Annotated in this window: 25 protein-coding genes and 2 pseudogenes; 5 read left to right on the plus strand and 22 right to left on the minus strand. The window is 39.4% G+C overall.

What is annotated here, in order from left to right:
* Nucleotides 1–17: 17 nt before the first annotated feature.
* Together ACIQXN_RS02550 and ACIQXN_RS02555 are read right to left on the minus strand one after the other, a co-directional pair.
* On the minus strand, nt 18–848 hold the full coding sequence (locus ACIQXN_RS02550; RefSeq protein ID WP_402961426.1) for a DUF1835 domain-containing protein: 831 nt from the start codon (nt 846–848) through the stop codon (nt 18–20).
* A gap of 119 nt (nt 849–967) precedes the next feature.
* The gene (locus ACIQXN_RS02555) at nt 968–1,855 is read right to left on the minus strand and encodes a peptidoglycan DD-metalloendopeptidase family protein (RefSeq protein WP_402961428.1); all 888 of its coding nucleotides are present in this window, start codon (nt 1,853–1,855) and stop codon (nt 968–970) included.
* A gap of 113 nt (nt 1,856–1,968) precedes the next feature.
* On the opposite strand from ACIQXN_RS02555, the pseudogene ACIQXN_RS02560 reads away from it, so the two are divergent.
* Nucleotides 1,969–2,152 (plus strand): annotated as a pseudogene (locus tag ACIQXN_RS02560) (IS1595 family transposase); the annotation flags it as partial.
* Here ACIQXN_RS02560 and ACIQXN_RS02565 read toward each other — a convergent pair.
* From ACIQXN_RS02565 to ACIQXN_RS02585, 5 genes are all read right to left on the minus strand, one after another.
* Entirely contained in the window at nt 2,153–2,722 is a 570-nt protein-coding gene (locus ACIQXN_RS02565; RefSeq protein ID WP_402961430.1) for a DUF6434 domain-containing protein, read from the minus strand.
* 263 nt (nt 2,723–2,985) lie between these two features.
* On the minus strand, nt 2,986–3,633 hold the full coding sequence (gene pcp / locus ACIQXN_RS02570) for a pyroglutamyl-peptidase I (protein ID WP_402961432.1): 648 nt from the start codon (nt 3,631–3,633) through the stop codon (nt 2,986–2,988).
* An 11-nt stretch (nt 3,634–3,644) separates the two neighbouring features.
* A complete protein-coding gene (locus ACIQXN_RS02575; RefSeq protein ID WP_402961434.1) occupies nt 3,645–4,607 on the minus strand; it encodes a DUF979 domain-containing protein in 963 nt (320 codons plus the stop codon).
* 35 nt (nt 4,608–4,642) lie between these two features.
* The gene (locus tag ACIQXN_RS02580; protein WP_402961436.1) at nt 4,643–5,317 is read right to left on the minus strand and encodes a DUF969 domain-containing protein; all 675 of its coding nucleotides are present in this window, start codon (nt 5,315–5,317) and stop codon (nt 4,643–4,645) included.
* 380 nt (nt 5,318–5,697) lie between these two features.
* Nucleotides 5,698–6,423, minus strand: a complete 726-nt coding sequence (locus ACIQXN_RS02585; RefSeq protein ID WP_402961438.1) for a ZIP family metal transporter — start codon at nt 6,421–6,423, stop codon at nt 5,698–5,700.
* A gap of 516 nt (nt 6,424–6,939) precedes the next feature.
* On the opposite strand from ACIQXN_RS02585, the gene ACIQXN_RS02590 reads away from it, so the two are divergent.
* Complete coding sequence (locus ACIQXN_RS02590) at nt 6,940–11,265, plus strand: S8 family serine peptidase (protein ID WP_402961440.1); 4,326 nt, start codon at nt 6,940–6,942, stop codon at nt 11,263–11,265.
* A 69-nt stretch (nt 11,266–11,334) separates the two neighbouring features.
* Here ACIQXN_RS02590 and ACIQXN_RS02595 read toward each other — a convergent pair whose 3' ends face one another.
* From ACIQXN_RS02595 to ACIQXN_RS02610, 4 genes and pseudogenes are all read right to left on the minus strand, one after another.
* On the minus strand, nt 11,335–11,535 hold the full coding sequence (locus tag ACIQXN_RS02595; protein WP_402961442.1) for a YkvA family protein: 201 nt from the start codon (nt 11,533–11,535) through the stop codon (nt 11,335–11,337).
* Nucleotides 11,536–11,777: 242 nt separating this feature from the next.
* Nucleotides 11,778–12,005, minus strand: a complete 228-nt coding sequence (locus tag ACIQXN_RS02600; RefSeq protein ID WP_402961444.1) for a YczI family protein — start codon at nt 12,003–12,005, stop codon at nt 11,778–11,780.
* 164 nt (nt 12,006–12,169) lie between these two features.
* Nucleotides 12,170–12,620, minus strand: a pseudogene (locus ACIQXN_RS02605) (ASCH domain-containing protein).
* A 266-nt stretch (nt 12,621–12,886) separates the two neighbouring features.
* Nucleotides 12,887–13,693, minus strand: a complete 807-nt coding sequence (locus tag ACIQXN_RS02610; protein ID WP_402961446.1) for a CPBP family intramembrane glutamic endopeptidase — start codon at nt 13,691–13,693, stop codon at nt 12,887–12,889.
* 350 nt (nt 13,694–14,043) lie between these two features.
* On the opposite strand from ACIQXN_RS02610, the gene ACIQXN_RS02615 reads away from it, so the two are divergent.
* Together ACIQXN_RS02615 and ACIQXN_RS02620 are read left to right on the plus strand one after the other, a co-directional pair.
* Entirely contained in the window at nt 14,044–14,613 is a 570-nt protein-coding gene (locus tag ACIQXN_RS02615) for a tyrosine-type recombinase/integrase (RefSeq protein WP_402961448.1), read from the plus strand.
* A 159-nt stretch (nt 14,614–14,772) separates the two neighbouring features.
* A complete protein-coding gene (locus ACIQXN_RS02620) occupies nt 14,773–15,474 on the plus strand; it encodes a coiled-coil domain-containing protein (RefSeq protein WP_402961450.1) in 702 nt (233 codons plus the stop codon).
* 304 nt (nt 15,475–15,778) lie between these two features.
* Here the strand turns inward: ACIQXN_RS02620 and ACIQXN_RS02625 are convergent, their stop codons facing one another.
* A complete protein-coding gene (locus ACIQXN_RS02625) occupies nt 15,779–16,354 on the minus strand; it encodes a histidine phosphatase family protein (protein ID WP_402961452.1) in 576 nt (191 codons plus the stop codon).
* A gap of 254 nt (nt 16,355–16,608) precedes the next feature.
* A complete protein-coding gene (locus ACIQXN_RS02630) occupies nt 16,609–17,157 on the minus strand; it encodes a TetR/AcrR family transcriptional regulator (protein ID WP_402961454.1) in 549 nt (182 codons plus the stop codon).
* Nucleotides 17,158–17,328: 171 nt separating this feature from the next.
* Here ACIQXN_RS02630 and ACIQXN_RS02635 point away from each other — a divergent pair, with 171 nt between their 5' ends.
* Complete coding sequence (locus ACIQXN_RS02635; protein WP_402961456.1) at nt 17,329–18,771, plus strand: DHA2 family efflux MFS transporter permease subunit; 1,443 nt, start codon at nt 17,329–17,331, stop codon at nt 18,769–18,771.
* Nucleotides 18,772–18,883: 112 nt separating this feature from the next.
* Here the strand turns inward: ACIQXN_RS02635 and ACIQXN_RS02640 are convergent, their stop codons facing one another.
* The 9 genes from ACIQXN_RS02640 to ACIQXN_RS02680 form a co-directional block, all read right to left on the minus strand.
* A complete protein-coding gene (locus ACIQXN_RS02640; protein ID WP_402961458.1) occupies nt 18,884–19,228 on the minus strand; it encodes a hypothetical protein in 345 nt (114 codons plus the stop codon).
* A 250-nt stretch (nt 19,229–19,478) separates the two neighbouring features.
* Nucleotides 19,479–19,931, minus strand: coding sequence for a DUF3997 domain-containing protein (locus tag ACIQXN_RS02645; protein WP_402961460.1), 453 nt, complete (start codon nt 19,929–19,931; stop codon nt 19,479–19,481).
* A 136-nt stretch (nt 19,932–20,067) separates the two neighbouring features.
* Nucleotides 20,068–20,853, minus strand: coding sequence for a class I SAM-dependent methyltransferase (locus tag ACIQXN_RS02650; RefSeq protein ID WP_402961462.1), 786 nt, complete (start codon nt 20,851–20,853; stop codon nt 20,068–20,070).
* Nucleotides 20,854–20,987: 134 nt separating this feature from the next.
* On the minus strand, nt 20,988–21,356 hold the full coding sequence (locus ACIQXN_RS02655; RefSeq protein WP_402961464.1) for a DUF4181 domain-containing protein: 369 nt from the start codon (nt 21,354–21,356) through the stop codon (nt 20,988–20,990).
* 113 nt (nt 21,357–21,469) lie between these two features.
* Nucleotides 21,470–21,700: a DUF4083 domain-containing protein gene (locus tag ACIQXN_RS02660; RefSeq protein ID WP_402961466.1), complete on the minus strand. Its 231-nt coding sequence runs from the start codon at nt 21,698–21,700 to the stop codon at nt 21,470–21,472.
* A gap of 159 nt (nt 21,701–21,859) precedes the next feature.
* Complete coding sequence (locus ACIQXN_RS02665; protein WP_402961468.1) at nt 21,860–22,720, minus strand: HAD family hydrolase; 861 nt, start codon at nt 22,718–22,720, stop codon at nt 21,860–21,862.
* 96 nt (nt 22,721–22,816) lie between these two features.
* A complete protein-coding gene (locus ACIQXN_RS02670) occupies nt 22,817–24,085 on the minus strand; it encodes a PTS ascorbate transporter subunit IIC (protein WP_402961470.1) in 1,269 nt (422 codons plus the stop codon).
* Between the two features lie 28 nt (nt 24,086–24,113).
* Nucleotides 24,114–24,380 (minus strand): PTS sugar transporter subunit IIB, encoded by a 267-nt coding sequence (locus tag ACIQXN_RS02675; RefSeq protein ID WP_402961472.1) that lies wholly within the window; start codon nt 24,378–24,380, stop codon nt 24,114–24,116.
* Nucleotides 24,377–26,443 carry a BglG family transcription antiterminator gene (locus tag ACIQXN_RS02680; protein ID WP_402961474.1) on the minus strand — a complete coding sequence of 689 codons (2,067 nt, stop codon included), beginning with the start codon at nt 26,441–26,443 and terminating at the stop codon, nt 24,377–24,379. The genes ACIQXN_RS02675 and ACIQXN_RS02680 overlap by 4 nt, the downstream gene beginning before the upstream one ends.

Here is a 26,443-nt window from a genome sequence, read left to right on the forward strand (position 1 = left end):
CACGGAATGTGCGAGTTTTATTGTTTCGGTTCCTTTTTCAGTCGAACTTGATAGGAACGCATATCCCTTGTATCACCGGTGTAGTCAAAAACTCCATTTTTGATCAACATACGTAAACGGTAATCAATCCAAGTATCACTTATGTCATGCTGACTCCACCCTAAAACATGGCCAATCAAACGGGTTGCGTTATAAAATTCGTCCACCCCATATTTAGATTGAAATTCGTTTGCATATTGGATGATGCTTTCATCATCTCTCGATTCTATATCCTCTATCATTCTTCCTCTAACCCATGTCCGAACAGTGGAATGTCCCTCCATTAATTGGAGCGCTTCGTTCTTTAATAGAGCTATCTTACCTTCAGTAAGTTGCTCTAATTCATTCAGCTTTAACATTTGCTTCATTTGGTCAGGGCTAACCTCACCGGAATGGCGGATATCAAATTGTGCATGTTTATCTTCATGGAAATACAGCATGGGGAAATATGTGTTACATACAGAAATCGCACATTTTTTCCCTGACAATAGATGACTTACTAAGCGTAAGCCAAATTGTTCCGCCGCATTTTCACAAGTCCAAATAATCACCGAATCCCCTTCTTCTATCTGTTGAATGCGGATTATCGCATCATGAAACAAAGCCACATACTGTTGACTCATCTTTTCATCGAAACGGTAGGCTTTCTGTAGCCATTCCAGCCTTTCTGTAATACCTTCTTCCGTCAATAAACGATGTATGGGCCCTGCACCCAAGGAGTCCGGAAAAGCAATGATGTCTACACGTTCACCTTTTAATGCATGCTTTAATGAGCCAGATGCTGCTTGGTTAAATAAGATATGTTTCACTGGGACTCCCCCTTCCGTTTTACTATTCTTAAGCATGAACTCAGCCATCTTATCTGCCTCTGTTGGAAGTCTTTTCGACCAGTAAATCCGCCCGTTAAAGACTATTAAAGAAATTCTTGTCATTTAGTTTTCGGTGCTATAATATCACCCTTTACTGGCATTGAACTACCACTTATCTCTTCAAAAAACAAAGGAAGTCCTTCTGCCAATACAGGATGAATAGTCTTAGATGGATTTTGTCTTTGATGGTGGATGTGCAAATGCGGCTCCGAAGACGAACCACTATTCCCTACACGCCCCAATAAATCACCTGGCTTCACTTTATCTCCTACCTTAACTACGACACTATCTTTCTTCAAATGGTTCAGTAGTAGATAGGTACCTGTCTCTTCTAATTCTATGTATACGTAATTCCCTTCTAGTGAATGAAAGTCTTCTGAACCTGGCGTAATATCCCCCTCACCATCATATGTGGCACTGATTACACCAGAAACGGGTGAATGAACTTCTTTATTCCAAATACCGTAATCTTCATTGTTATCACTGTTCATATTGAATGGTTCCATCACTAAGTCATATGCCCATCTCTCAGATGACCATATGGCATGCGGTAAATTATCTTTTACATATTGCCCACCCCAACCAATTACTGTCTGTTCCTTTAAAGGGAAATTTACAGTGACCGCTGGTTGCGCTTGTTCAACTGTATTAGGATAAGCAAAAGGAATGATGTTCATCGTCATTAATATAGGGAAAAACATCAATAGATTTACCATCGCATTAAAAACAACCTTTACTCCTTTCCTTTTTCTTGATAGTAGAATGATAAAAATGACTACATTTATTAGCAAACCAATTGCCCCTATAAAGGGTAGAATTAGTTTGAGTAGGGTCCATGAATAGGCGCCCACTATCCCTCCAATTAAAAAGACACCGATCCATAAAAATAAAAGGAATCCTATTACTATACAATTTATGTAACCAATTTTTTGAATGACTGCTTTCAAAATAAGCTCTCCCTTTATTAAAAGATGAGTAGAAAAAAAGCGCTAACCTTCAACTTGGATTTTAGGTCCTTGAGATGCATGTAAGTTTCTTTCCAACAAGTCAATAATTCTCACGTTTGAAAAGGTGGATGGAGCGTTTTCAAGGGGTAGCAACAAAATACTTGGATAATTACCTCTGCTGGTTCGGTTGGCTTCATTTAGGTAAAAAAATAGCATTGATGAACTGTCAAACAAATGCTGGTTTCTGCCTGTCGAAATTCAAATCATACAACGGTTGAAATGCTAAGATGTGCTTAACTAATTATTAGAAGTATATTTATTACTTCCAGGAAGTTTCTTGATTTCATTCCAGGCTTCAACCGCATCTTCTCGACTTTGCCCTTGGTTTTTCGAGTCAGCAAAAAAGTCACGAATGAATTGATTATATTGAAATTGAGGTGCAATATTTTTCTTGTACGAAGGGTCTTTCTTCCGTTCTTCTTCCTCATACCAAACATCTACAACATCACGATACGTTTTTCCTACGTTATTTTTAAAGTAGGTTTGTATATACGTAGAAAAATGAAATTTCGGGATAATCGTCTTAAAAAAGGCTCTCACATCTTGGCTACAACGATGGTTACCCGTAATGACTGTATCAAGGCTCATATCTAATTGAGATTCCAGCTTCTTAATAGGTTTTGATTTTCTGATAGGTTTCTGTATCTCGCCTGTCCGAAGAAATGTTTCAATCCTATTTGAAATCTCTATTTTAGAACCAGAAGCACTTATTCCATTTTTCCTACAAAAAGTTTGCAATTCTTCCTTTAACCAATAGAAATCTTTAAAACTTTTTACACTTATATCTTTCGTTAGGTTGGGTCTCATTAATTACACCTCCACACTTACTTATATTACATATTATAGAACAATTGTTCTTTTTTTACAAAAATACAAACAAAAACAACAAAGTTTACGAAAACAGCCATTCTCAATGATTTCCATTTCTCTATTGAACGAAAATGAGTTTTTACCACAAAAAACCTCATGATAGGATGAATTGTACTCTGCTCAACAGCAAAAGGACAAATCCATCATAAACATGAGGTCAATTATGACAGGTAACTAAACAAGTAAAGTAATCATTAGAATTAATGGGTCGTCCCGCCTACGGTATGGATATCCGATTCATATTTAGCAGCTGTGACAGCAGCTATTTTTATGCCTTTAACAATTGTCGCAAGGCTTAAACTAGGCGCTTCTTTATGAATGGTTTGCTCCAGAATGAAAGGAATATGGATAAATCCACCCCGGATGTCTGATTTGGTTCGTGTGATATGGTCCATTAATCTATAGAAGATATGATTGCATACAAAGGTTCCGGCAGTATGGGATACCGATGCAGGAATGTTGCTTTCCTTCATGTTTTCGACCATTCTTTTGATGGGAATCGTAGACCAATAGCCTACTGGTCCATTGTCTACAATCGGCTCATCAATAGGCTGGTTTCCCTGATTGTCTGGGATTCTAGCATCATTCATATTGATTGCCACTCGTTCAGGTGTAATGTGTTGCCGCCCCCCGGCTTGTCCTACACAGATCACGATGTCAGGATCATGCTTCTGGATGAGGTGCTCCAATACTGCAACTGATTTCCCGAATACCGTTGGAATTTGTTCAGCAACTAGAGCCACATCATCAATAACTTCTCCATGTAACTGTTTTACCGCTTCCCAGGAAGGGTTCAGACTCTCTCCGCCAAAGGGATCAAAACCGGTTAATAACACTTTTTGCTTCATGCCGTCCCCTCCTATACTTCTAATGAAACAAGTATGTACATAAGTAAGATATTGAACGCTAATACTGCTAAAGCTGTTGGAACTTGAACTTTTATGACATGGTTCTTATCTTTCAAGTCCAGCAAGGCTGCCGGCACAATATTAAAGTTGGCCGCCATCGGTGTCATCAAGGTTCCACAATAACCTGCAAACATAGATATGGCCGCTATATGATTGGGATTAGCGTCAAATTGATTGATCAAAAAAGGAATGGCGATTCCTGCAGCCATGACTGGGAAGGCAGCAAAGGCATTTCCCATGATCATCGTGAATATAGTCATCCCGAGACAGAAAATGATGACTATTAAAAATAGCGAATCTTCTGGAATGATGGCTGTCACCACTTTGGACACGACCGTACCAACCCCTGCATTCATGTAAATGGTTCCCAAAGTTGCAAGTAGCTGTGGCAGCAATACAGCCCAACCAATGGATTCAAGTAGGCGACGTGATTCTTTCACAGCTCCTGTAGGTGTTCCTCGAGTCATCCACATCGCAACAATAATGGCAATCAAACACGCCAGGCCTAATGCAACCATCGTTACATTAGATGGATCCAGCAATGCCTTACCACCAATTTCAACTCCGCTTAGTAGCTTAGAACCAGCCAAAGTTAAAATAGGAATCAAGATGGCAGGCAGAAAAAGCCGGCCGCCAAGTCGTTTTCTTCGCTCTTCCTTTACAGTAATGCTTTCTTCAACATGTTCGCTTTTCTTTAACCCGCCACCTACAATAATTAAAACCATAAAAATAACCATAAGCCCAATATAAAATGGTGGAATTACTTTACCGAACATTAATGTAATGGAATAAATCAAGTAAAAACTTCCCGTAGTCAACCGGCGACTGTTCGTCCGATCAGTGAAAATATATAGGGAGCAACCTAGAACAATGATGCCCATCAATATGTAAATCATTTCAACTGAGAATATCATAAACGATGCTCACTCTCTCTTCTGGCTGTTTTTTGTTATTTATCCCGACTGCCCAAACGCTTGTCCAGCCTTTTATCAAACATACGGAGGCGAATGGCATGTACTATAAAAGCGAATATGGCCGTAGGAATTCCCCATAATGCCATGGATATTGGGTCAGCAGGGATATTGTTCTGTTCAAAGAATCCATTCATCAATAAAATGGCACCAACCGCCACGAAAATATCTTCTCCGAAAAACAAGCCGATATTATCGGTAGCCGCTGCGTGTGCACGGATTTCCTGTTGCTCTTTCTCAGGTAGCTTCCCGTATTTTGTTAGGGCAGCCCCTTCTGCCATCGGGGCAATCAGCGGACGTACAGTCTGGGGATGACCTCCAAGACTGTTCAAACCAAGAGCAGCTCCGACTTCCCTGATCAATAAATACATGGTCAATACACGACCAACCGTGATAGCTTTAATTTTTGATACAATCCTTGAAGCTTGCTGCTGGAGACCATTCTTCTCAAGCAGCCCAATAACCGGAAGTGTGACTATGAGGATAGACATGTACCTGTTAGTTGTAAAAGCTTCACCAAATTGCGTAATAATACTGGTAATGGGAATACCGGCAATCATCCCTGTTACAAGTGCGGAAATCGTTACCACCACTGCCGAATTGATTCTAAGTAAGAATCCGATCATGATTAATAGAACACCAATGAGTACCATACATATCCCCTTTCTTCTTATTAATACTACTCTACAAAAATATTAACTACATGTATTGTACATTAAATTAAGAATTTTATAAATATTTACTATATACACAAGTGAATATTTATTCAAAAATATCAGTCTATTATTGGATTAACAAGCCCTTCAAATTAATTTTCAAAGCATAATCCCCTGAAGAATCATTTACCTGCATTTCATATGTAGCCTCTTTATATCTTATTTCACTATATTGTATGGATGGATATCACCATACTTATCCATACAAGAACTTAAAGGACATTATCATTCCGATGCTATTGAGAAAATACTTCAATGAAATAAAGCGTATCCCAGTTAGCAGGATACGCTTCCTATTTTGGTGCATTCTATGACACTCACATCGAATCCAGAACCAATGAGACGAGCAGGCCTGCCGCAGCGAAAATCCCCGTGATGGGACCTGAGTCTTCATACGCTTCGGGCATCATGGTGGAAGCAATCATGGCGATAATCCCGCCACCTGCAAAGGCTGCCATCCCTGCCATCATAGCTTCCGATGCATGATCGAGAAAAAGATAGCCTCCCATTGATGAGACCGCCGAAATCAACAATACAGAAAACCAGAGAGCCATGATTTTCTTCTTCGAATAGTCGCTATTCACTAACCCCGTTGTGCTGGAAAGTCCTTCTGGAATGTTGCTGATAAAAATGGCGATGACAAGCAACCAACTAACAGATCCTCCACTAATCATGCTCGCTCCGATCATGATCGACTCTGGTATCGCATCCATCACGGTCCCTATGAAGATTGCCATGCCTGCTTCCTTCGAAGAAGAATGATTGGAGCGTTTCCTTTTAGATGCCCCCTTCTTTGAAACAAGAAAATCCAAGACAGTAAACATCGCTGCACCGGCTATAAAACCAATCGATGTCGCTAGGATTCCCCCATCACGAACGGAATCGCCTAATAACTCATAGGCCGCTGCACCGATTAAAACACCTGTCCCAAATGCCATAATGTACCCAATTATCTGCTTCTTGATTGGAACGAAAAGAGCCACAAGGGCCCCGAGCAAAACGGCCGAACCTGAAATCCCACCCCATAAGACCGCGTTCCACATGAATTTTCCTCATTTCCTTTTTATAGGATAATACCCGTTACTGCCCTTGATAAAACGAGACCCGACCCTAAATGCCCATACGAGCGCTCACGAAGCTGTTTTACTTTTGACATCGAGTGGGATTGGTTATATCCATTTGACCATTCACACCCTCATTGTTTATCAATCTTAGTTTAACTATTCATTCTTTACTACCATTTTCAAATATCACGTATAAGAAAAGTTCTTTTGACACTCGTAAAATAGCATATTTTTTCTATGAATGACTACATTTGTTCGAAAAAGAGAAGGTATTATTCCTTATTTTACCAAATAAAACTTTCCTACAATCTATTCATTTTTAATCATGCAAGTTTACCGTCCCATAATACGACAATTTTCTCATTTAACGATTTGCTATCATTGGGGAGAACATCAGTGTTGTACATACTGGCCATCTATAAAGAATGGAGGTGGATTCTATCTGTAGACCGGCCAACGTTTTTGTTCTTTGAAAATAGAATAGGGGGGAATAATTTGCGAAAAAAAAGAAGAACAAAGTGGCTAGCGATGGGATTCGCTATCATGCTTACTGGGTCACTGATCATGCCAACAAACTCCAACGCTGTATCTTCCATCAAGCTCCATACCTCAGCTAAAGATGAAATAGCGGGGAAAAATCAAAAAAAAATTGCCTCTAAAGTCCTTAAACAGTTTGAAGAAAAAGAAAAGGTAACCTTTCTCGTTAAACTCAAAGAACAAGTGGACACCAAGGACATTTCCTCAAAAGCCGCAAAAACTGCCAAATCACAAAAGTTATCTGCAAATAATTCAAAGTTACTGAAGCGATCAAGCGTTGTCTCCGAGCTTCGTGCTACGGCGCTTCATACGCAAGGCAATATTAAGAGCTATATAGCAAAGCAAGAAAAAGCCGGTAATGCAAAGGACTTTCAATCTTTTTATATCGTGAACGCCATTGCCGTGACAGCCACGAAGGATGTCATGGAGCAAATTGCCGTGTTTCCAGAAGTAGAGAAAATCATGCCAAATGAAACAAGACAGCTTATTACACCGGCAAGCAAGACGCTTGAATCGAAAGCCTCTATGGGCTCAAGCGTGAGTAAACCGAAAGCCGAAACGTCTTCCATTGAGTGGAACATCGAAAAAGTCGGGGCCCCTGCTGTATGGGACATGGGCATTGATGGTGCAGGAACCGTTATTGCTTCGATCGATACAGGTGTCCAGTGGAACCACCCGGCATTAAAAACCAAATACCGTGGCTATAACCCGGCCAACCCAGATGTCGCAAACAATGAATACAACTGGTTTGATGCGGTAAGCGGGCAAGCTTCCGCATATGACGATTTAGGTCATGGAACCCACACAATCGGAACAATGGTAGGATCTGAACCGAATGGTGCCAATCAAATCGGTGTGGCTCCAGGCGCTAAGTTCATTGCAGTTAAAGCATTTTCTGCAAGTGGAGGTTCAGATATCGATTTATTGGAAGCCGGTGAATGGATAATCGCCCCAAAAGATGCGGCGGGTAATCCTCATCCTGAGAAAGCACCGGATGTTGTCAATAACTCTTGGGGAGGCGGAGCTGGTCTTGACGAGTGGTACCGTCCAATGGTACAAGCTTGGAAAGCAGCTGAAATCTTCCCTGAATTTTCTGCAGGAAATACGACATTAACAAATCCCGGCGGAGCTGGTTCGGTAGCTAACCCAGCCAACTATCCAGAATCCTTTGCCACTGGTGCAACAGACATTAACAACAGAGTCGGAAGTTTCTCTTTACGCGGTCCCTCTCCATATGGAGAAATCAAACCGGATATTTCGGCACCTGGCGTTAACATTCGGTCTGCCGTTCCTGGTGGTGCATATGAAGGCGGATGGAATGGAACATCGATGGCCGGCCCTCATGTCACAGCAGTTGCTGCGCTGTTAAGACAAGTGAGTGCAAGCTTAACCGTTGAACAACTTGAAGAAATCTTACTGACAACCGCTACTCCTTTGACAGACAGCAATTATCCAGAAACGCCTAATCATGCATATGGCTATGGCCTAGTAAACGCATTTGACGCCGTTTCTTCCGTTATAAGCGGACTAGGGAAAATTGAAGGTACAGTCACTAAGGCTGGAGATGACACCGAAGCAGCTGTCATTACTCATAAAGCACCAGAAAGCTCCTATCAAAAAATGAATCTCAAGCTCCAAGCTGAAGTGTCGGATAACGTAAGTGTCACCGCCGTTAAGCTTAGCTACAAAAAGGCAGACGGAAGCTGGGCTGAAGTCAAAGCCGAGAGAACGAATGGTGATTATAAATCAGGAACGTATGAAGCGACGATTCCTGGTTCCGAGCTGACTGGAGAAACCGCTACGTATAAATGGATCGCAACAGACTTCGGAGGCACAATTACAACTAGCGATGCTTATTCCACTGAACTATTGCCTGGTATCAGTGTAGGCTATACGCAGGATTTTGAAGAAAACCCAACTGGATGGACCTCTTACGGAACGAACAACAGCTGGGAATGGGGCGTTCCAACCTCTGGTCCGGGATCTGCAGCATCCGGCCAGAAAGTCTATGCCACAAACCTTGCAGGGAACTATGCGAATAGTGCCAACATGACTCTATCTATGCCGCCGGTAGATGTTCCAGAAGGCACGAGCTATTTACAATTTAAACAATGGTTTGAACTTGAAAAGAACTATGATTTCGGTCATGTATTCATCTCCACAGACGAAACGAACTGGGTACAAGCTGCCCGCCTTAACGAAAAATCAGATAGTTGGATCGATGGTGAAGTCAACCTAAGCGAATATGCTGGAGAACGAATCTATATTGCCTTTAACGTGACATCCGATGGTTCAGTCAATAAACCTGGCTGGTATATCGATGATGTTAAACTGGCCGATACTTCGATTCTACCGACGACAAAAGCAAAAACGGGATTAAGCGTCAATAAGTCTGACTCTTCGGTATCAGCTAAACCGCAAGTTAATCCTGATAAAATCAAGCCAGTTATGGAAAAAGAGCAAAAAGAACCTGAAAAAGAACAACCTGCTCCAGTGCTTCTTCCATTACAAGCACAGGTGAGTGTTTTGGAAACGGGTAGATCTGTATATGCAAACCCGCAAGATGGATCCTACACACTGACACATGCAACAGGTTCATTTACATTGCAAGCGGAAACATACGGCTATCAATCTCAAACAAAACGAGTCAACATCGAACAGGATGCAACATCAACAGCCAACTTCACGCTTCAGGAAATTCCTAAAGGAACCATCACTGGCACCATTACCAATAAAGTAACTGGCGAACCAGTCTCTGGTGCGACCGTTTACCTTCTTGAGGATGCCGCCATTCAACCAGTAACAACAAATGCAGACGGTGAATACTCACTAACTGCCTATGAAGGAACATATACGTTGAAAGTCATGGCTCCTTCTTATTACGGGAACGAGGCATCCGTGACCATTTCTGAAGGAACTAGCACGAAAAATATCGAACTCAAACCGTTCATCGGGTATCCTGATGAGATCAAGTATGACGACGGTACAGCAGAAAACGCCCGTGCCTATAATGCGGCCGGCAACAGCTGGGCTGTGAAAATGTCTTTAGCTTCAGGAAATAAAACGGCCAATGTAACCGGCGCTCTTTTACGCTTCTGGGATACAACATGGCCTGCCCCAGGTGGGACTGAGTTCCAAGTTTCCGTCTATGATGCTTCAGGAACAGACGGATCACCTGGCAAGAAAATCGCTGGACCTTTCAACAAAACAGCCTTACGTAACGGTCAATGGACACATGTTGATCTGAACGAACATGGAATCATGGTTGAAGGCGATTTCTTTATCGTTTATACCCAAACAAAAGCCAATCCAAATGCCCCTGGTCTAGCTACAGATGAAAATGGACCGAATGCAGGACGAAGCTGGCAGGGTGTAAGTGGCGCTTGGACTCAAACGCCAACTGAGGAAGGAAATTACATGATTCGGGCAACTGTCGATTACGAAGTAAAAGAACCTGTCATCACCTCTCCTAAAGACGGTGCTTATTCGAATCAAAAAGAAGTAACGGTTGAAGGTACATCCGCACCTACAACGACAGTAGATATCTTTAACAAGGACGAGAAAGTAGCCACTACAGATTCTACCAATGAAGGAACATTCTCCGTTCCTGTCACATTAAACAACGGGGAAAACACGTTGACAGCAAAAGCGCGGACTAGCCAAGGCTCAACCGAGGCATCTGCACCTGTAACGGTGATAGTGGATACCAAAAAGCCAACACTCGCCATTACTTCACCAACTGATGCTAGCAAAGTGAACCGCGAAACGGTAACCGTGAAGGGTACCATCTCGGATGAAAACCTGGATTCTGTTAAAGTGAACGGGAAGAAGGCCGATGTGAAAGAAAACACCTTCTCCTATCGCCTTCTACTTGACGAAGGAATCAATAAAATCAAGGTAGTCGCCCTAGATAAGGCAGGCAATACAGTCACTAAATCCATCTCCATCGATGTGAAATTCACAGCTCCAGAAATCTCTGGTTTAGTGCCAAATCAGGATAAGGTCTTAAAAAATGGGGAATCCGTCAAAATCGAATTTGACAGTGAACCAGGTCTATCCGCAGACTTCTCCATCTTGTTGCCGTTGACAAATGCCGGTGGCCTTGCCAATGCAACGGAATTACCAATGAAAGAAACATCTTCCGGACACTATGTCGGCTACTACACCGCCACAACGAATGTAAAAGCACCGGGTGCCGTCGTTGAGGTAAAAGTCGAAGATCATTATGGAAATGTTACAACACAAAGAGCAACAGGCAAGCTTTGGATTAACGCTCAAAAGTAAACATAAAAGCCATGCCTTCCAGTCTTACGGCTGGGAGCATGGCTTTTTTTACATGATCTTATCAATCTATTAACCTTTCAATACCTCAGAGCGAGATTTCTTGGCAAACAAATCTGTGTATATACATTTGCCCAGAAAAAGCAGTACAGCTGCGTCATCAACCTGTCCAAAACCTACTATAAAATCGGGAATGAGATCCGTCGGTACAATCACATATAAGATGGAAGCTACTAGAGCTACCTTTGTTTTCTTCGTTAATCTATTAAACACGGGCTGGTCAATCTCCTTTAAGACGAGTTTCATTCAGTATAACGCACAATTCATTCAAAATCGATTCTCAAACAGAGCTGAAATCGGTGGAATTCAACCACGGATAGGATTAATTCGACCACACAAGCTGATAATTCAACCATGAACGCCAATAATTCAACCGATACTCGCATTAATTCGACCGTCAGTCTAAAAAGCCGCCAATTGGCAGCCTTCTTATGGAGCTAGCGCCCCCGTTATTTCTATAAGAAACTTATGATTGATACATATAAAATAAATATAAATGCACATATACTTAACCAGCCGTACCCTTTGTGCCCCTTTTGAAATTCTCTTAATCCCATTACGAGCATCGATAAACTTAAAAATAACATCATATATGGTTGAATCGTATAATCATCAGTAATCAATGCATACCCTGCAAGTGACATGACAGTTATTGCAAATATAATATGCAAAAGCTTTAGCAATTATAAAACCCCCTTTACCCAAACTGATTGTTTAAGAAGGGTATTTTTTTACTTAAATTCAAATGTATGATTTTTGTAAGAATCATACGTTGAAATGGCCGCCTTCTTATGACGTTAACGCTCCTATTAGCCATCCATGAAGCGCGAAAAATCAGCGCGAACCTTTACCCATTCTTCACATCCACTAATTTAAAACGCTCACACACAAGGAGCATATCTTCCGAAAATTCACGTCCGACTGTGTTTAACTCATTTCTGAAGAACTTTTCATGAGCTTCCCACCAATATTTGTAGGTACTATCTCCTTCACCTTCTGCTATAGCAAACTCTTCAGTGACTTCATTCATAGGAGTTAGCGTAACTTCTACTGTCTTAATAATTGCTACAGGTTGATCTTCACTGTTTAAAATAATGCTATAATCCTCTTTTGTTGGTAGTGGTTCATTCTCCAATTCATAAAAAATATATCCTGAGCATGTTGCAGTTTTAATTCCATCTATCACTAATTGTGCGAGATAATCAGGATCTGCCCCGAATTTGCCATGCACTAACAGACTGAGGTTGATTTTGATTCTTCCAATATTCATTCCAGTATTTCTGAGTCGCCTGATTCATAATATTCCTCCATATACGTCTATGTCTTTTATTTTAGTAACATTCTATCAACAATAGTTTAAGTAATATAAAATCTATTCCATTAATTGGATCAAACATTGAATAAAACTCAATCTTGAACTAACCTTTCTATAGTTGAATAAGGGTATTTTTTTACCTAATTTTGAATATATGATTATTGTAAGAATCATACATTCAAATTGCTGCCAATTGGCAACCTTTTGATGGTGCTACGCACCCGTTAAGTTTTAAGAAGAAAAAGCTGTTTATTCATATAATTTTGAGCTAGACATTCTTTTATTCAATATGAACAAATATGAAATTAGCAATAAATTAACCACTAAGACGATAATACTGCCTTCAAGTTTATAGATACCACCTGATAATAATGGATTTCCTTGAAACGTACTTTTTAAGAGAGTTGGATAATCACTTGGCAAAGAAACACCACCAAATATAATCGCTCCAATAGTATTCCAAATGAAATGAGCAATTATTGGAGCTAATATTGTACCTGTGTATTCTAATAGTAATGTTACAAATATACTCATTGAGACAACATTAAGCACTGGGATAATACCTTCTTCAAATACTCCACCATGCATAGCAGTGAACAAAATAGTAGTTATAATGGTCGCTGTTATTACATTAAACTTATGCTTCCATAACTGATATAAATAACCTCTCACCAGCAATTCTTGCATTGCAACATTTAATAGTGATGCTAACATCCAAATCCATATGTAATCAATATTATTGTGACCTTTTACATCCATTGTTTTTGTAAGTAAAAGGACACCAACCACGCTACCCAACCATAAGACACTTATTCCAACACCTATTAGAGAATTTTTAAAGATTCTTGAAGCTATGGGGATCCTAATTTTCCCCATCTCTATTACTGAAACAAAAATAACAGTAAATAAAACCACTACAGCAAGTGGTGTAATTTCCCACCATAATCGTAATAATGACTGATTATTTGTTTCTATATCGGGGGTAAAAGAAATTAAAATTGCCCATCCAATAAAAAAGATAACTGTTTTTAACATTGTACTTATTAACCTTTTCATTATTGATTCCCCTATAGCTAGCATTGTAGACTCTCTCGTTTCTCTGTTTTCATATTTTAGCATTCTCCTCCTCTAGCATCTTACATGCTAAATTATACCATTTAGAAAAGGAGAACCACATATTTTCCAAAGCAACTAAACTAGCCCTTTAGTTCATTAATGGGAGTTTTTTTACATGAAATTGAATGTATGATTATTGTAATTATCATACATTCAAAACGTTGATTTCATTGACTTTTTCTAATTTCTCTCTTTATACTGAAAAAAGAGAAAAAATCGTACATTCAAATCCTTGATACATAAGGGTTCAGGAGGCCGATTTTAAGACGTGATAGAAAGGTCGATGAATCATGACAAAACAAAAAGATGTGCAGCCGATCCGGGATCAGCAGCAACTTGAAGATATGAAATGGGCGCTGAAGCGCCACTGTTCGGAGCGTGATTATATCCTGTTTGTCGTAGGGTGCGAGACCGGCCTGCGTGTCGGGGACCTACTCAAGCTCACCACGAAACAGATCCTGGACCTCAAAGGCAAACAACACAAGATCCTTCGGGTCAAAGAAGGCAAAACGCAAAAAATCCGCGACATGTATATCGCGAATTGCTTCGAGGAGGTCTTTGCGTACGCCAAAAACGTCCAGAGTCCCTATTTATTCCCGTCCAGGAAGGGCGAAGACCCCATTACCCCTACGCAGGCCTACAGGCAGCTAAACAAGGCCGCAGAGTTTGCAGGAGTGGAACATGTCGGCAACCATACGTTACGGAAAACGTTTGGGTACTGGTTTTATAAAGCCACAAAGGATATTGCCATGTTGCAACGGGTCCTACATCATTCCCATCCTTCCGTTACCCTGCGTTATATCGGTATTACGGAAGAAGAAACGAATAACGTCTTGAAAACATTTAGTGTCTTTCACTAAGAATATGTTCACAATCGCACTTATTAGTGGAAAGTTGACACATACCATGCAGTAAATAATTTCATTTTTTATTGAAGAAAATCATTATCCTTTTTTATTAAAGGAAAATGTTGTATTAGGTCGAAAGTAATATATTATACAAATATTTGGAGGATAAAGATGAAAAAAATACCTATTTTACTTGTATTCCTATTATTATTTTCTAGTGTATCAACCGTTACATATGCAAAAGAAGATTCACTTACTGCATTAAAAGCACAAATCACTTCACTTCAAAAGCAGGTTAAGGAATTAACCACCAAGGTAAAATCTTATTCAAGTGATAATAGTAAATTAAAAAACGATTTAAAGAAAACTAAAAAAGATAATGCTAGGTTAACAGATCAATTAAAGAAAGCTAAAAAAGATAATGCTAGGTTAACAGATCAATTAAAAGATGTAACAAGTCAATTAGATAAAGAAACAAAATCTAATATAACAGCAGAGAATGTATATAAAAAAATGATTGCCCTAAAGGAACAATATCCAGAGGGAATGAGATGGACCAACGATAATTATTACGAATGGAAGGGAGGTATTTATAGCGCCGGCTATGGCTGTGCGGGGTTTGCTTTTATATTAAGTGATAAGGCGTTCGGCAGTTTACCTGCTCGCAATCATAAGAACTTTGACAATATTCAAGTTGGAGACATTATACGTATCAATAATAATACCCATTCTGTCGTCATCCTCAGCATAGATGAGGCAACAGTCACTCTTGCTGAAGGAAATTATAATTCATCTATTCATTGGGGACGCGTGCTTACATTAAAGCAACTAAAAGATGCAGGCGATTACATTATGACGAGATACCCTAAGTAGAAATAAGGACGACTCCGCATAGGTGTCGGCCTTTCACCTCATATTCTGATAAAGTTCATAAAATAACATTGATGGCTGCACAGTCCGTTTAAACTGTGCTTCTCTATTAACCAGTTAAATATTAGCATCTAGTTTACATAAACCTCGATTATCGGTATTACCGAAGAAGAAACGAATAATGTCTTGTAAACCTTTAGTGTCTTTCACTAAGACTCTAATTCATTCATGAGGTCGTTAACAAAGAGAAAAGGACCACTTTTTGGTCCTTTAAGATGTCTCCTGTTCAACTAACGCCCCTGTTAGTTCAACAAGTAATTTGAAACCAGTCTGTTTCTAGTAGGAAATCTTTTCTAGTGAGACTTTGACCAGAAATCATTTGACGATAGGAAGTAATGGTACCGTCGTGTGACACTATATAAATCTTTTCTTTTTGTAGTTGCTTACAATTCACAATGAATTCTTCAGCTAGTTTTATGAATTGGTTTTCAGGCAAAGTATTTATACCATCAGACCATATATTTAGAGGAACCTTATTATCAATCTCAAAAGTTGGATAAACATTTTTAATTATTTCTAAATCAATTATTTTATCACAAGGCAATGAATGCCATTCTGAACAAACGGGAAACATCCTAGGAGACACTAATGGGCTTACAATCTTGCGACAGTCTATATTTTCACTCCAAATGAATGCTGTTTCCAACGTTCTTCTAATAGGGCTTATAATAATAATATCTTTTTTAGTTAAAGGAATTTGATTTCTTAATAATATTGCTTGTTCTACCCCTTTAGTAGTTAATGAAGGGTCTTTTATTTGCAGGCTACTAGGTATATCTAATGTATGTTCTCCTTGACCGTGACGAATAAATACCAACTCCATTTAGACTCTCCTTTTCGCTTATTATCATCAAAAAAAGTTACTACCTTTTTTAGTTAATTCCCCATTGATTCAGGATAATCCTTGTTGAACCATCCTGCCCCCGTTAGTGGAAGAGAGGGAAAAATGTCCGTCTAGTTAACATAATTCAACTTATAGGAACGAAAAATAGATAGTGTACTTGAACATAGCGTAAAAACATAGATGTGTTGTAGACCATAACTTTCTCGAAGCTGATTCTACATCCGAATATAGAATCATCTCGTTTTGTACAGTAAGTGAATTTGATTGGCAATATAATCTGTACTAAAATGAAGACCTTTCTTAATCCACCACATGATGATTCCAACCAATGAGGCTGTTTTAATATCAATCGTAACATAATCATCAGGGACATCTTTTGTAGTATTCTTCCTTCTTGTTTCTATGAGTTGCTTTATTAATAAAAACAATTGTTCCTCGAATTGATTTGTTTTAAATAAAGCGAGTAAATAATTTCGATGGATATATAAATAATCAAGTAACTCTGTTAGTTGTTGTTTTTCCGATAAATCTTTTGCATGTATTAAATCGACAATTTTAATAGAGAGGTCATGTACAATTTCATCGGTGATATGTGTTAGTAAATCTTGAATATCCTGATAATGCAAGTAAAAGGTTGTTCGATTTAATCCTGCTTTAGCTGCGACCTTTTGAACCGTCAAATTAGAAATTGCGTTGTCTTCAGAAAGAAGAGAAAAGACGGCTTTTTTAAACATGTCTCTTGAACGTATTGTACGAGGATCTTCTTTTTTAAGTGTAGACATTTTAAACTCCTTTATCGATATTACTTACACTTTCTCTACGCACCTATTATCTATGTCGAGTAGTGAACATTTTCAAAAAAACTGTTCATGGTCATAAACATATAGTTTTGTTACTATATATTTTATCGACACGACGTCGATAATGCAAATTTGGATTAAAGGGGTTTAGGAATGACTAAGGAAATAACAGAAAGAAATAAAACAATCTTATTAATCGTCCTGATTGCAGGCTGTTTTTTATCAACCTTGAATCAAACTCTATTAAATGTTGCATTGAGTAGTTTCATGGATATATTTCATGTAACCGCAGCAACAGTACAATGGTTATCAACAGGTTTTATGCTAGTAAACGGTGTGTTGGTACCCATTACGGCGTTTCTAATGAAACGATTTTCTACAAGACAGCTTTTTATTAGCTCGATGTTGTTTTTGTTAATCGGGTCTGTACTTTGTGCATGTGCGACGAATTTCGGCATGCTGTTAACAGGAAGAATGATTCAAGCTATCGGTGCTGGGATTATCATCCCTTTATTGATGACAGTTATTTTATATTTGTATCCTAGCGAAAAGCGTGGAAGTGTTATGGGGACGATTGGCTTTGCCATGATATTCGCACCAGCCATAGCTCCTACACTGTCTGGTTTTGTCATTGAATATTTATCATGGAGATGGCTATTTATTGGGTTAGCTCCATTCATAGTAATCGTCATTGTTCTTGCGTTTAAATATTTAATGAATGTTGTAGAAACAAAAAAAGCAAAATTAGACATCACCAGTGTCATTTTATCATCGATTGGTTTTGGATGTATTTTATTTGGATTCAGTAGTGCAGGAAGCAAGGGATGGGATGATTCCATTGTTATGACAACGATCATCGCCGGAATAATCGTTACGACTTTATTCTGTTTACGTCAGTTAAAATCAAACGACCCCTTATTAAATTTAACCGTTTTCAAGTATAAAATTTTCACTCTTACATCTTTCATTAATATCCTCATTACGATGATTATGTATGCAGATTTAATCCTTTTACCTATTTACTTACAGGATGGAAGAGGTTTTTCAGCTTTTGAGGCTGGACTGCTTTTATTACCAGGAGCAGTGATTAATGCCTTCTTATCACCTATCACAGGTAGGATGTTTGACAAATACGGTGCTAAACCACTCTTCATTACAGGTTTAATATTCATCATCATTTCCATGTGGGGAATGATTGATTTAACTGAATCCACACCTTATATATATTTAATGGTTCGGACCTGTATTTTACGAATAGGATTAAGCTTCATTACCATGCCTTTAAATACAGCTGGTTTGAATGCTTTGCCAAGGGAATTGGGTTCACATGGTTCAGCGGTAAATAATACCGTTCGCCAATTAGCAGGGGCGATTGGAACAGCAGTTGTCATCACTGCGTACACCATTCAAGCGACTTCCCATGCCTCTGAGTTATCTATCGAAAACACAAACATGACCGCTACACAACTCAATACATTAGCTTCAATCTTTGGCTCAAGTGATGCCTATCTATTTATGTTAGTTTTATCTTTTGTGGCGTTAATCGTTACATTCTTTATGCCTAAAAAAATGGTCACACAAAAAAGGCAAAGGTAAGAAATGGACTGTTTCATATATAAATCAATACAAACTAGAAGAGGCAAAAATGTTATTTCAACAACATTTCTGCCTCTTCATTATTTATAAGATTTCATTTTTCTTCTATACCCTACCAATTTGTGATAATCACGATAATATATAAAACAAACCAGATACACTGTAACAGAAGTGCAGCACTGAACAACCGGCTTTTCGTGTAGTCATCCCTGATGAAAAGCCTCCAGCTCAGCATCAGAACGACCGATACACCTGGAATCAAAATCGCGGTCATCATGAAATAGCTGGATGCAACATTCCACACAAGCTGAAAGACAATAATGATAATAGCGAGCAAATAATGAACCTTTTCCTTCCGTGCCCGGATGACCCAAAGTAAGGTAAGCGCCACTGTCGCGAGCAGAATGACTTCCGTTGCCACAATAAAGAAAATGTCATATAACGTTACTCCGTCCAAAGCAATCCTCCTTCTTATTACAAGATCGCTTCTATGTATATGCCACTTGGACGGAAGAGTTGACATGACTTCCCAAGTGAATCCATGCTAAAAAAGACCCTTTCGCTAAGCGAAAAAGATCTTCTATTACTACCGCTCAATAGTAAGAAAACGACCAAGTACCCGACCTCTTCCGTTTTCATAATATCCACTGTAAAAATTGTCAGAACGAAATAAAGGAACACGAAAAGTCTTCTTTAAGAGAAAACGCTTATTCATCTCCTGACCATTCTTTAATTTCATCTATTTCTTGTAGCACAATATCATTAGATATTCCAAATTCAGCTTTTTTCTTTGTAAAACTAGTACCATCTAAAGGTCCAGTCACTTCGCCTGTAGCCACTTCCAGTATCCAAAAGTTCACGTTTTTTTCATCAGGGATTTGATAGCCGTTGTTGCTAGCCTCGTCATCCTTCAAGCCAAGTTGCTTTGCGAGAATATAATGGTCATCCCAAGCAACTTCGGTAACTTTCGTGGGAATGACGGCGGTTCCCCAACTACCTTCACTTTCTTTTGGCGCAATCTTGACTTCGTGGGCTGATGTTCTTATTACAGAATATCCTCCAGGTAGGTCCTTATCAAAGTCAGATAGGCCTGGACAACCTGTTAAGAATAAGAGTGAAAGCAAGCTTAATAATAAATAACGCCATATTTTAATATGCATTACATTCTCCTATCCACAATAGATCAAAAAGATATCTTAAACGACGTTATATCTACATCTGCTAGAACAGTTGTAGTAGTTGGGTGATCAGGAAAATCAAGAACGATAATAGTAAAAATAATCCTATGAGAAGAAGTCAAATCATATCCCTAATTTTCCTACAAACATAGACCATCCCATAACTATCATTCGTTACAGGTGTTTCATTCCAATCCTCGAAGATATGGACGATTTCCAGTCCGTTAATCAATAGAATGCGTTCCATTTCTTTAGGAAAAACGTATCGTATCCGTATGTTCGTTCTTTCTTCATCTATTATTGTACCTTCGTCATCTACATACTTTCTGATCGTCGTGTAATGTTGGACCTGATTGAGTGAGTCATAGGTACTTTTTGTATAAACATCGATTTTTTTTGAAGTATCCTCATCCTCAATGGTTCTCCAATATTCTTCTGTGTCAGGTTGAAGTAATTCTTCTGTGCTTGGAAACCTCGTATCAAAAATGAATAACCCATCAAGTTCTAAATGTTTATTAACAGATGATAAGAATCCGTCCTGGTCTTCATTGGTAAGAAAATGCTGAAAGGAGTTCCCGACTGAAAAGATCAATGGACTTCTTACATTCAAGTTCAGCATTCTAGCATCCTGTTCGATCCATTCAATATGTACATTCAGGTCTGACGACTTCCTTTTGGCTTGTTCTAGCATTCCTTTATGAACATCCACTCCTATCATTGTATATCCTTTCCTCGCTAAAGGAATGGTCGCCCTCCCTGTCCCACAAGCTAAATCAAGAATGGGCCCTTCGGTTTTTGAAGCCCATTTCAATAGATAAGGAAGGTCTTGCCTATATGATTCATTTTCCTTATCATATAAAATCGGATCATCGTACTCTTCTGAATTTTCCTTAATGTTCTCCATGCATACCTCCTTTAACGAAATGATAGATCGCTGCTATTTAATAATTTTACCACATTACCCATAAATTGTCGTTATTGAACACTACTCCCTCAACAAGAAAAGGGCTACCGAAGTAGTCCCTTATTTCAGAATAACTAGATTGTAAAATAATTCATTCCAAACACCATAACCAACGCAAATATTAAGTATGTGAGTGTTATCAAATACTGTTTGGAAGGTTTCAAGTACTTCCACTCCAGAACTGATTGAAAACCAATTAATACGTTTAAGAATAATACCCAATACCACTTAAGTATATTTTCATATTCTAATACCATGGGAAGTGCACACAAAAAAATGCATAGGATGATCCCTCTTCCCCATCGGTCCATATTCTTACCAGGAGTTTCTGATATACTTTCTTTTTTTTCTACACCAAGCCATTTCGTTAGATACTTATTTATAAAGAGTGCAACAATAAAAATAAGAAAAAAAACCACTAAAAATGACACTAAGAATCTCATGAAAACACAACCCTTTTCAATCCACTCAATCCAGATATAGTGGCTTTACTCCACCAAAATATATACTTCCTACCCTCATGAATAAGCCCTGGTATTCATGAATCGCTCATATCTTACTCTCTTTTTTCCTTTTCAAGCAACTCGATGATTTTATCAAGTTTTTGTTCTACGGGATTAGAATTGCGAGATCTTGTGACGAGGGCCCGGACAAAAAAGTAAATGGCAAAGATTATGCCAAACAATAAAATAAACATAATTATTTGAAAAAGTATATCACCGAAAACACCCAAAAAATCCACCTCTTCCTTATTTATCAATGATAACATATGATGGTTGGCAATCATTTCATTGATTCATATAACATTTTCGCTATCATCTCTACTCCCACCCTACAAGCGAGTTATAAAAGTTTTGCCATATAGTACTCATTATAAGATTTTCCTTCTATATTAAATCTCTCTAAATAAAAAGAGCGCACGAAAAATCCGTACGCCCATCATTATTCACTTTGGTTGAGCTATCGGAAATGCTTTTTTCAAAAAGTGATACAGACCATCTTCTCGATAAGAGTACTCCGTCACTTCATCCGCCTGTTCCTTTACCAATTCGAGCGCATTTTTCATGGCTACGCAGTGGCCGGAGAGCTTGAATAGAGGAAGGTCATTTTCTCCGTCTCCTACGGCCAGAATATCTTCCGGTGATAGAGTAAAATGATCAAGTAAGACTTGGACGGCTGTTGCTTTCGAGACACCGTCCACGGTCACTTCCACATTATGATCTGTGGAGGATGCGGTCGTGAAGGCCGTTTTCTTCTTGAACTGTTCGAGATCTGCGATCCAATCTTTAATGGCCTTCATTTCTTTACTGAAAAAATAAATCTTGGCCACACTTAATTCTTCGAGCTCATCGACCCAGTTGATTTTGCTCTCGACTGCGACCTTTCTGGATAACCATTCGTTTTCATCAACCGTCTCCGGTTTTGTCCCCATCATTTGTTTAACCATATAGTCTTTATCTTTTTGCAAGGACATTCTGACGCCATCATTTGGATGAACTTCGTAAAATATCTCTCTTGCTGCCGCTTTATCAATCATGTCGTCCACAAGTTCAGACGGCAGTGCATGTTCGAATATCTTCTCCGCTCCAATAAAGGCGGACATGCCATTGGCCGTTACCATCCCGTCGACAATCAAATCCTCTGGCAGGACATCTCTTAATTCTTTGATCGTTCTTCCGGTTGCAATGAACACCTTCATTCCACTATTTCTAAGTTCGATTAAGTAGTTTTTCAGCGTATCGTTCACCGTGTTCACTTCATTCAATGTTGTGCCATCCATATCGAGCACGATTGCTTTGTATCCCATGTTTCCACCTCATCCGTTCGAATTTTGTAATAAAAATGCCAACAGCCTATGATCTATAAGATTGTAGGCTGTTGGCGAATCTATTTTTCTAGTAGATTAAGAAAATCCTAACATTTTCAAAATACTTAATATGAATAGACCTACCACACCGAAATCTGAGTCACCGAATGTCGTGCCTTCAAATCCTATATTACCTAATGATATCAGTAAAATGGCTGGTAGGAAACTAATCAAGATTCCATTGGCAAAAGAACCGAGCATGGCTCCGCGACGACCACCCGTCGCATTTCCGAACACCCCCGCGGCAGCTCCTGTGAAGAAATGCGGGACAAGTCCCGGAACAATAACCTTCAATCCTAATACCGGCAAGAGGAACATCGATAAGATTCCCGCGATGAAACTAAATAAAAAGCCGATAATCACTGCGTTTGGAGCAAAAGGAAAAATCGTCGGACAATCTAGTGCAGGCTTCGTATTGGGCGCAATTTTGTCTGCAATCCCTTTGAAGGCTGGCACGATCTCGGCAATCAACATCCGTACCCCAGCTAGAATGATATATACACCAGCGGCAAACGTAATGGCTTGTATAAACGAAAATACAAGGAAGTTGGAACCACCGGAAAGTGTCGATTCAATATAATCTTGTCCTGCAAACAGAGCGACAATCAAAAAGAAAATCGTCATTGTCAGCGATACAGCAACGGATGTGTCCCGTAAAAACCCTAAAGATTTAGGTACCTTAATTTGTTCCGTTGTCTTTTCCTTGTTTCCGAACCATTTCCCGATCGTAGCGGAAACGAAATACCCGATTGTCCCAAAGTGACCGATGGCAAAATCATCACTTCCGGTAATCTGTCTTACAAAAGGCTGCAGAATGGCAGGAAATACGACCATACATAGCCCTAATAAAATGGAGCCAATAAGGATAAGCGGGAAACCGTTCAGTCCACCAACCGATAAAGCGACAGCTAGTAGACAGGCCATGAATAATGTATGGTGACCCGTTAAAAAGATATATTTCAATGGAGTGAAGCGTGCCAATAAAATATTCACAATCATACCGAAGACCATAATCAGCGCCGTTGACGTCCCAAAATCACTTTGCGCAGCAGCTACGATGGCTTCGTTATTCGGAATGACGCCCTCTACATGAAACGCCTGGTCGAACATTTGACTAAATATGTTAAGGGCACCTGTAAGGACGGCTGCTCCTGCTCCAATGATAATGAACCCCATAACCGTTTTCAGCGTTCCTGACACAACATCGGCACTGGACTTTTTCTGTAACAGTAAGCCAATCAGAGCGAATAACCCCACGAGTATGGAAGGTGTGCCTAAAATATCGTTCATAATGATATCCAACATAGTCTTGCCCCCTTTTACCGAGCTTTAGTTAGACAAGTGATTCCAATTTGGATGTAATTTCAGGAATGCTCATCATATTTTCCAATGTAACAATCGTACGGGTTCCATCATCTAGCTGGCCAACAATATCTGCTGCCCCTAGGAAAATGTCCGCTTGGGCCGATTTAGCAGAAGTTAAATCCGTATGATCTACCTCAGCCGTTTTCCCCATTTCTGTTAAAGCCTTTTTCACATTCATCTCCATAATAAAACTACTGCCCAATCCATTTCCGCAAACTACCATGATTTTTTTCATTCTGTTTCCTCCTTAGAATATTTATGTACGTAACCCATAAGTATGGATGGATCCGTTGTCTCTAAAATCGCTTCAATATTAGCTCGTTCATTCAATAATTGAGTCAGCTGAATTAACGCCCGTAAATGTGAATCGTTATCTACGGCAGCCAGAACAATGATCAACCTGACGGGTTTATCGGGTGCAAATTCCACCGGCTCATCCAATTTCAATAGACTCATGGATAAGGAGCGAACACCTTGCTCTGGACGTGCATGAGGAATGGCCACATCAGGCGTGATCACCACATAGGGACCATTCGTTTCGATTCCTTCAATCATTGCATCCACATATCTCTCTTCGACCGTTCCTAAATCAACAAGAGGCTGGGATGCAACTCGAATCGCTTCTCTCCACTCTGAAACACGCGGCAGGATTTGAATCGTTTGTAGGTTGAGTAATTCATCTAACACTGGTTTCTCTGCCTCCTTTAAGGAATATTTATTGACCTTGGGTGCATATATGTACATCAGGGATTCAAGGGCCTTTTCAAGTTGATCAGGTTCATGGATGGTTGCATATTTTGAAATCACTTTTAACAGAGCGGAACCATCAACATTTTGTGTCGTATACCCATACAATTCCTGCATGACTTGCAGACGCAGCTTATGTTTGTCCTGCCTTTCCAAAATGGGCGGTACCACAAATAACGGAACTTTGGTTCTCATATGTACCGTTGAAAAAACGAGATCGTACGCTAATGGATACTCGGACGCATTTCGAACGGATAATACATCCAAAAACAATATATCCGGAAATAATTCCTTCAACGTGTAGATGAGAATATTGCTGATGCCAATCCCATTCGGACAAACCACGATGGCTCTTTTGCGGTCATCTAAAGTTGTCCCTTGCCTTCGCAGCCAGCCTCCAAAGTAAATCGTAAAGTATGCCACTTCCTCTTCAGGTACAGGACGCCCAATCTCTTTCTCTAGTACTCCTAAAGATTTAGTGGTCAGGTGATGCAGTTCAGGATAGACTTTTTGTACCTTTTCCGTCATCGGATTCATGGATGAAAGCCCGTATCTTAGACGATGATAAGCCGGTTTAAAATGAACATACAATTGCTGGCATAGCTGGTCTTTATCATGTAAATGAACAAAGGCTAATTTTTCGAACTCTTTTACAATCTCCTGCAAAAGCGTTTCGATCACTTCATCCTCCTTGAGCGGAGATAGATCCTTTGTCCGGTTCATGCTTAGCAGGTGGAGGGTTACATATAAATTTTCGGTTTCGCTCCAAACCGATTCGAACGCATCGGTTTTCGTCATTTGTTCCATCGCTTTAAATTCATCTGTTGCCACAAAAGGTAACCAACTCTGATTGACTTGCAATTCCTCTCCTTTTCCAATGAGCTGATCTGTACTCAAAAATAAATAGGTCAATTCATACAGCCTCTCATCCGTAAAGGTGATCCCCAATTTACGTTCAATCTGCTCCAGCTGATGCCGGATGGATTGAATGTTTGTGTGCTGACCTCCCCAAATACACTCAATAATCAGATTATTATTCGGACGATTAAGGACATCATGCACCAGCTGTTCAATCATGTAGCGCTTGACTCTGCTTTCTCCCTTTATCACGTAACCCTCTTGCTTGGAGTATTGAATCTTAAGGTTGACTTCTTGCGCTTTCTCCTTGAGCTGTTTCAAATCCTTTAATACGGTATTACGCGATAGCCCCGTGATTGATTGAAAATGATAGACAGATAACGCTTCAGGACTAAGCAAAATCATGAGATAGAACAATTGCTCTCTATCTGTCTCGGAAAATACATAATTACGTTTGGTTAGTTTTACGTTCAATTCATCCTCTTGAACTTCGACAGGAAGGGAATACCCTAATTCTTTATGATAGAGAATGGCTGGATACCCATGATCGTGAAGCCAATCATTCACTTTGCTAAAAGCATATTGGATTTGTCTTCGCGTCAAACCGGTTTGTTCTTCGATATCTTTCATTTTTGAAATGGGTGAGTGCTGTAATATTTTTATTAGCTTTGCGCTTCTTTCATCTAGAAACAT

Source organism: Peribacillus sp. NPDC097295 (assembly GCF_044761665.1).
Taxonomy (GTDB): domain Bacteria; phylum Bacillota; class Bacilli; order Bacillales; family DSM-1321; genus Peribacillus.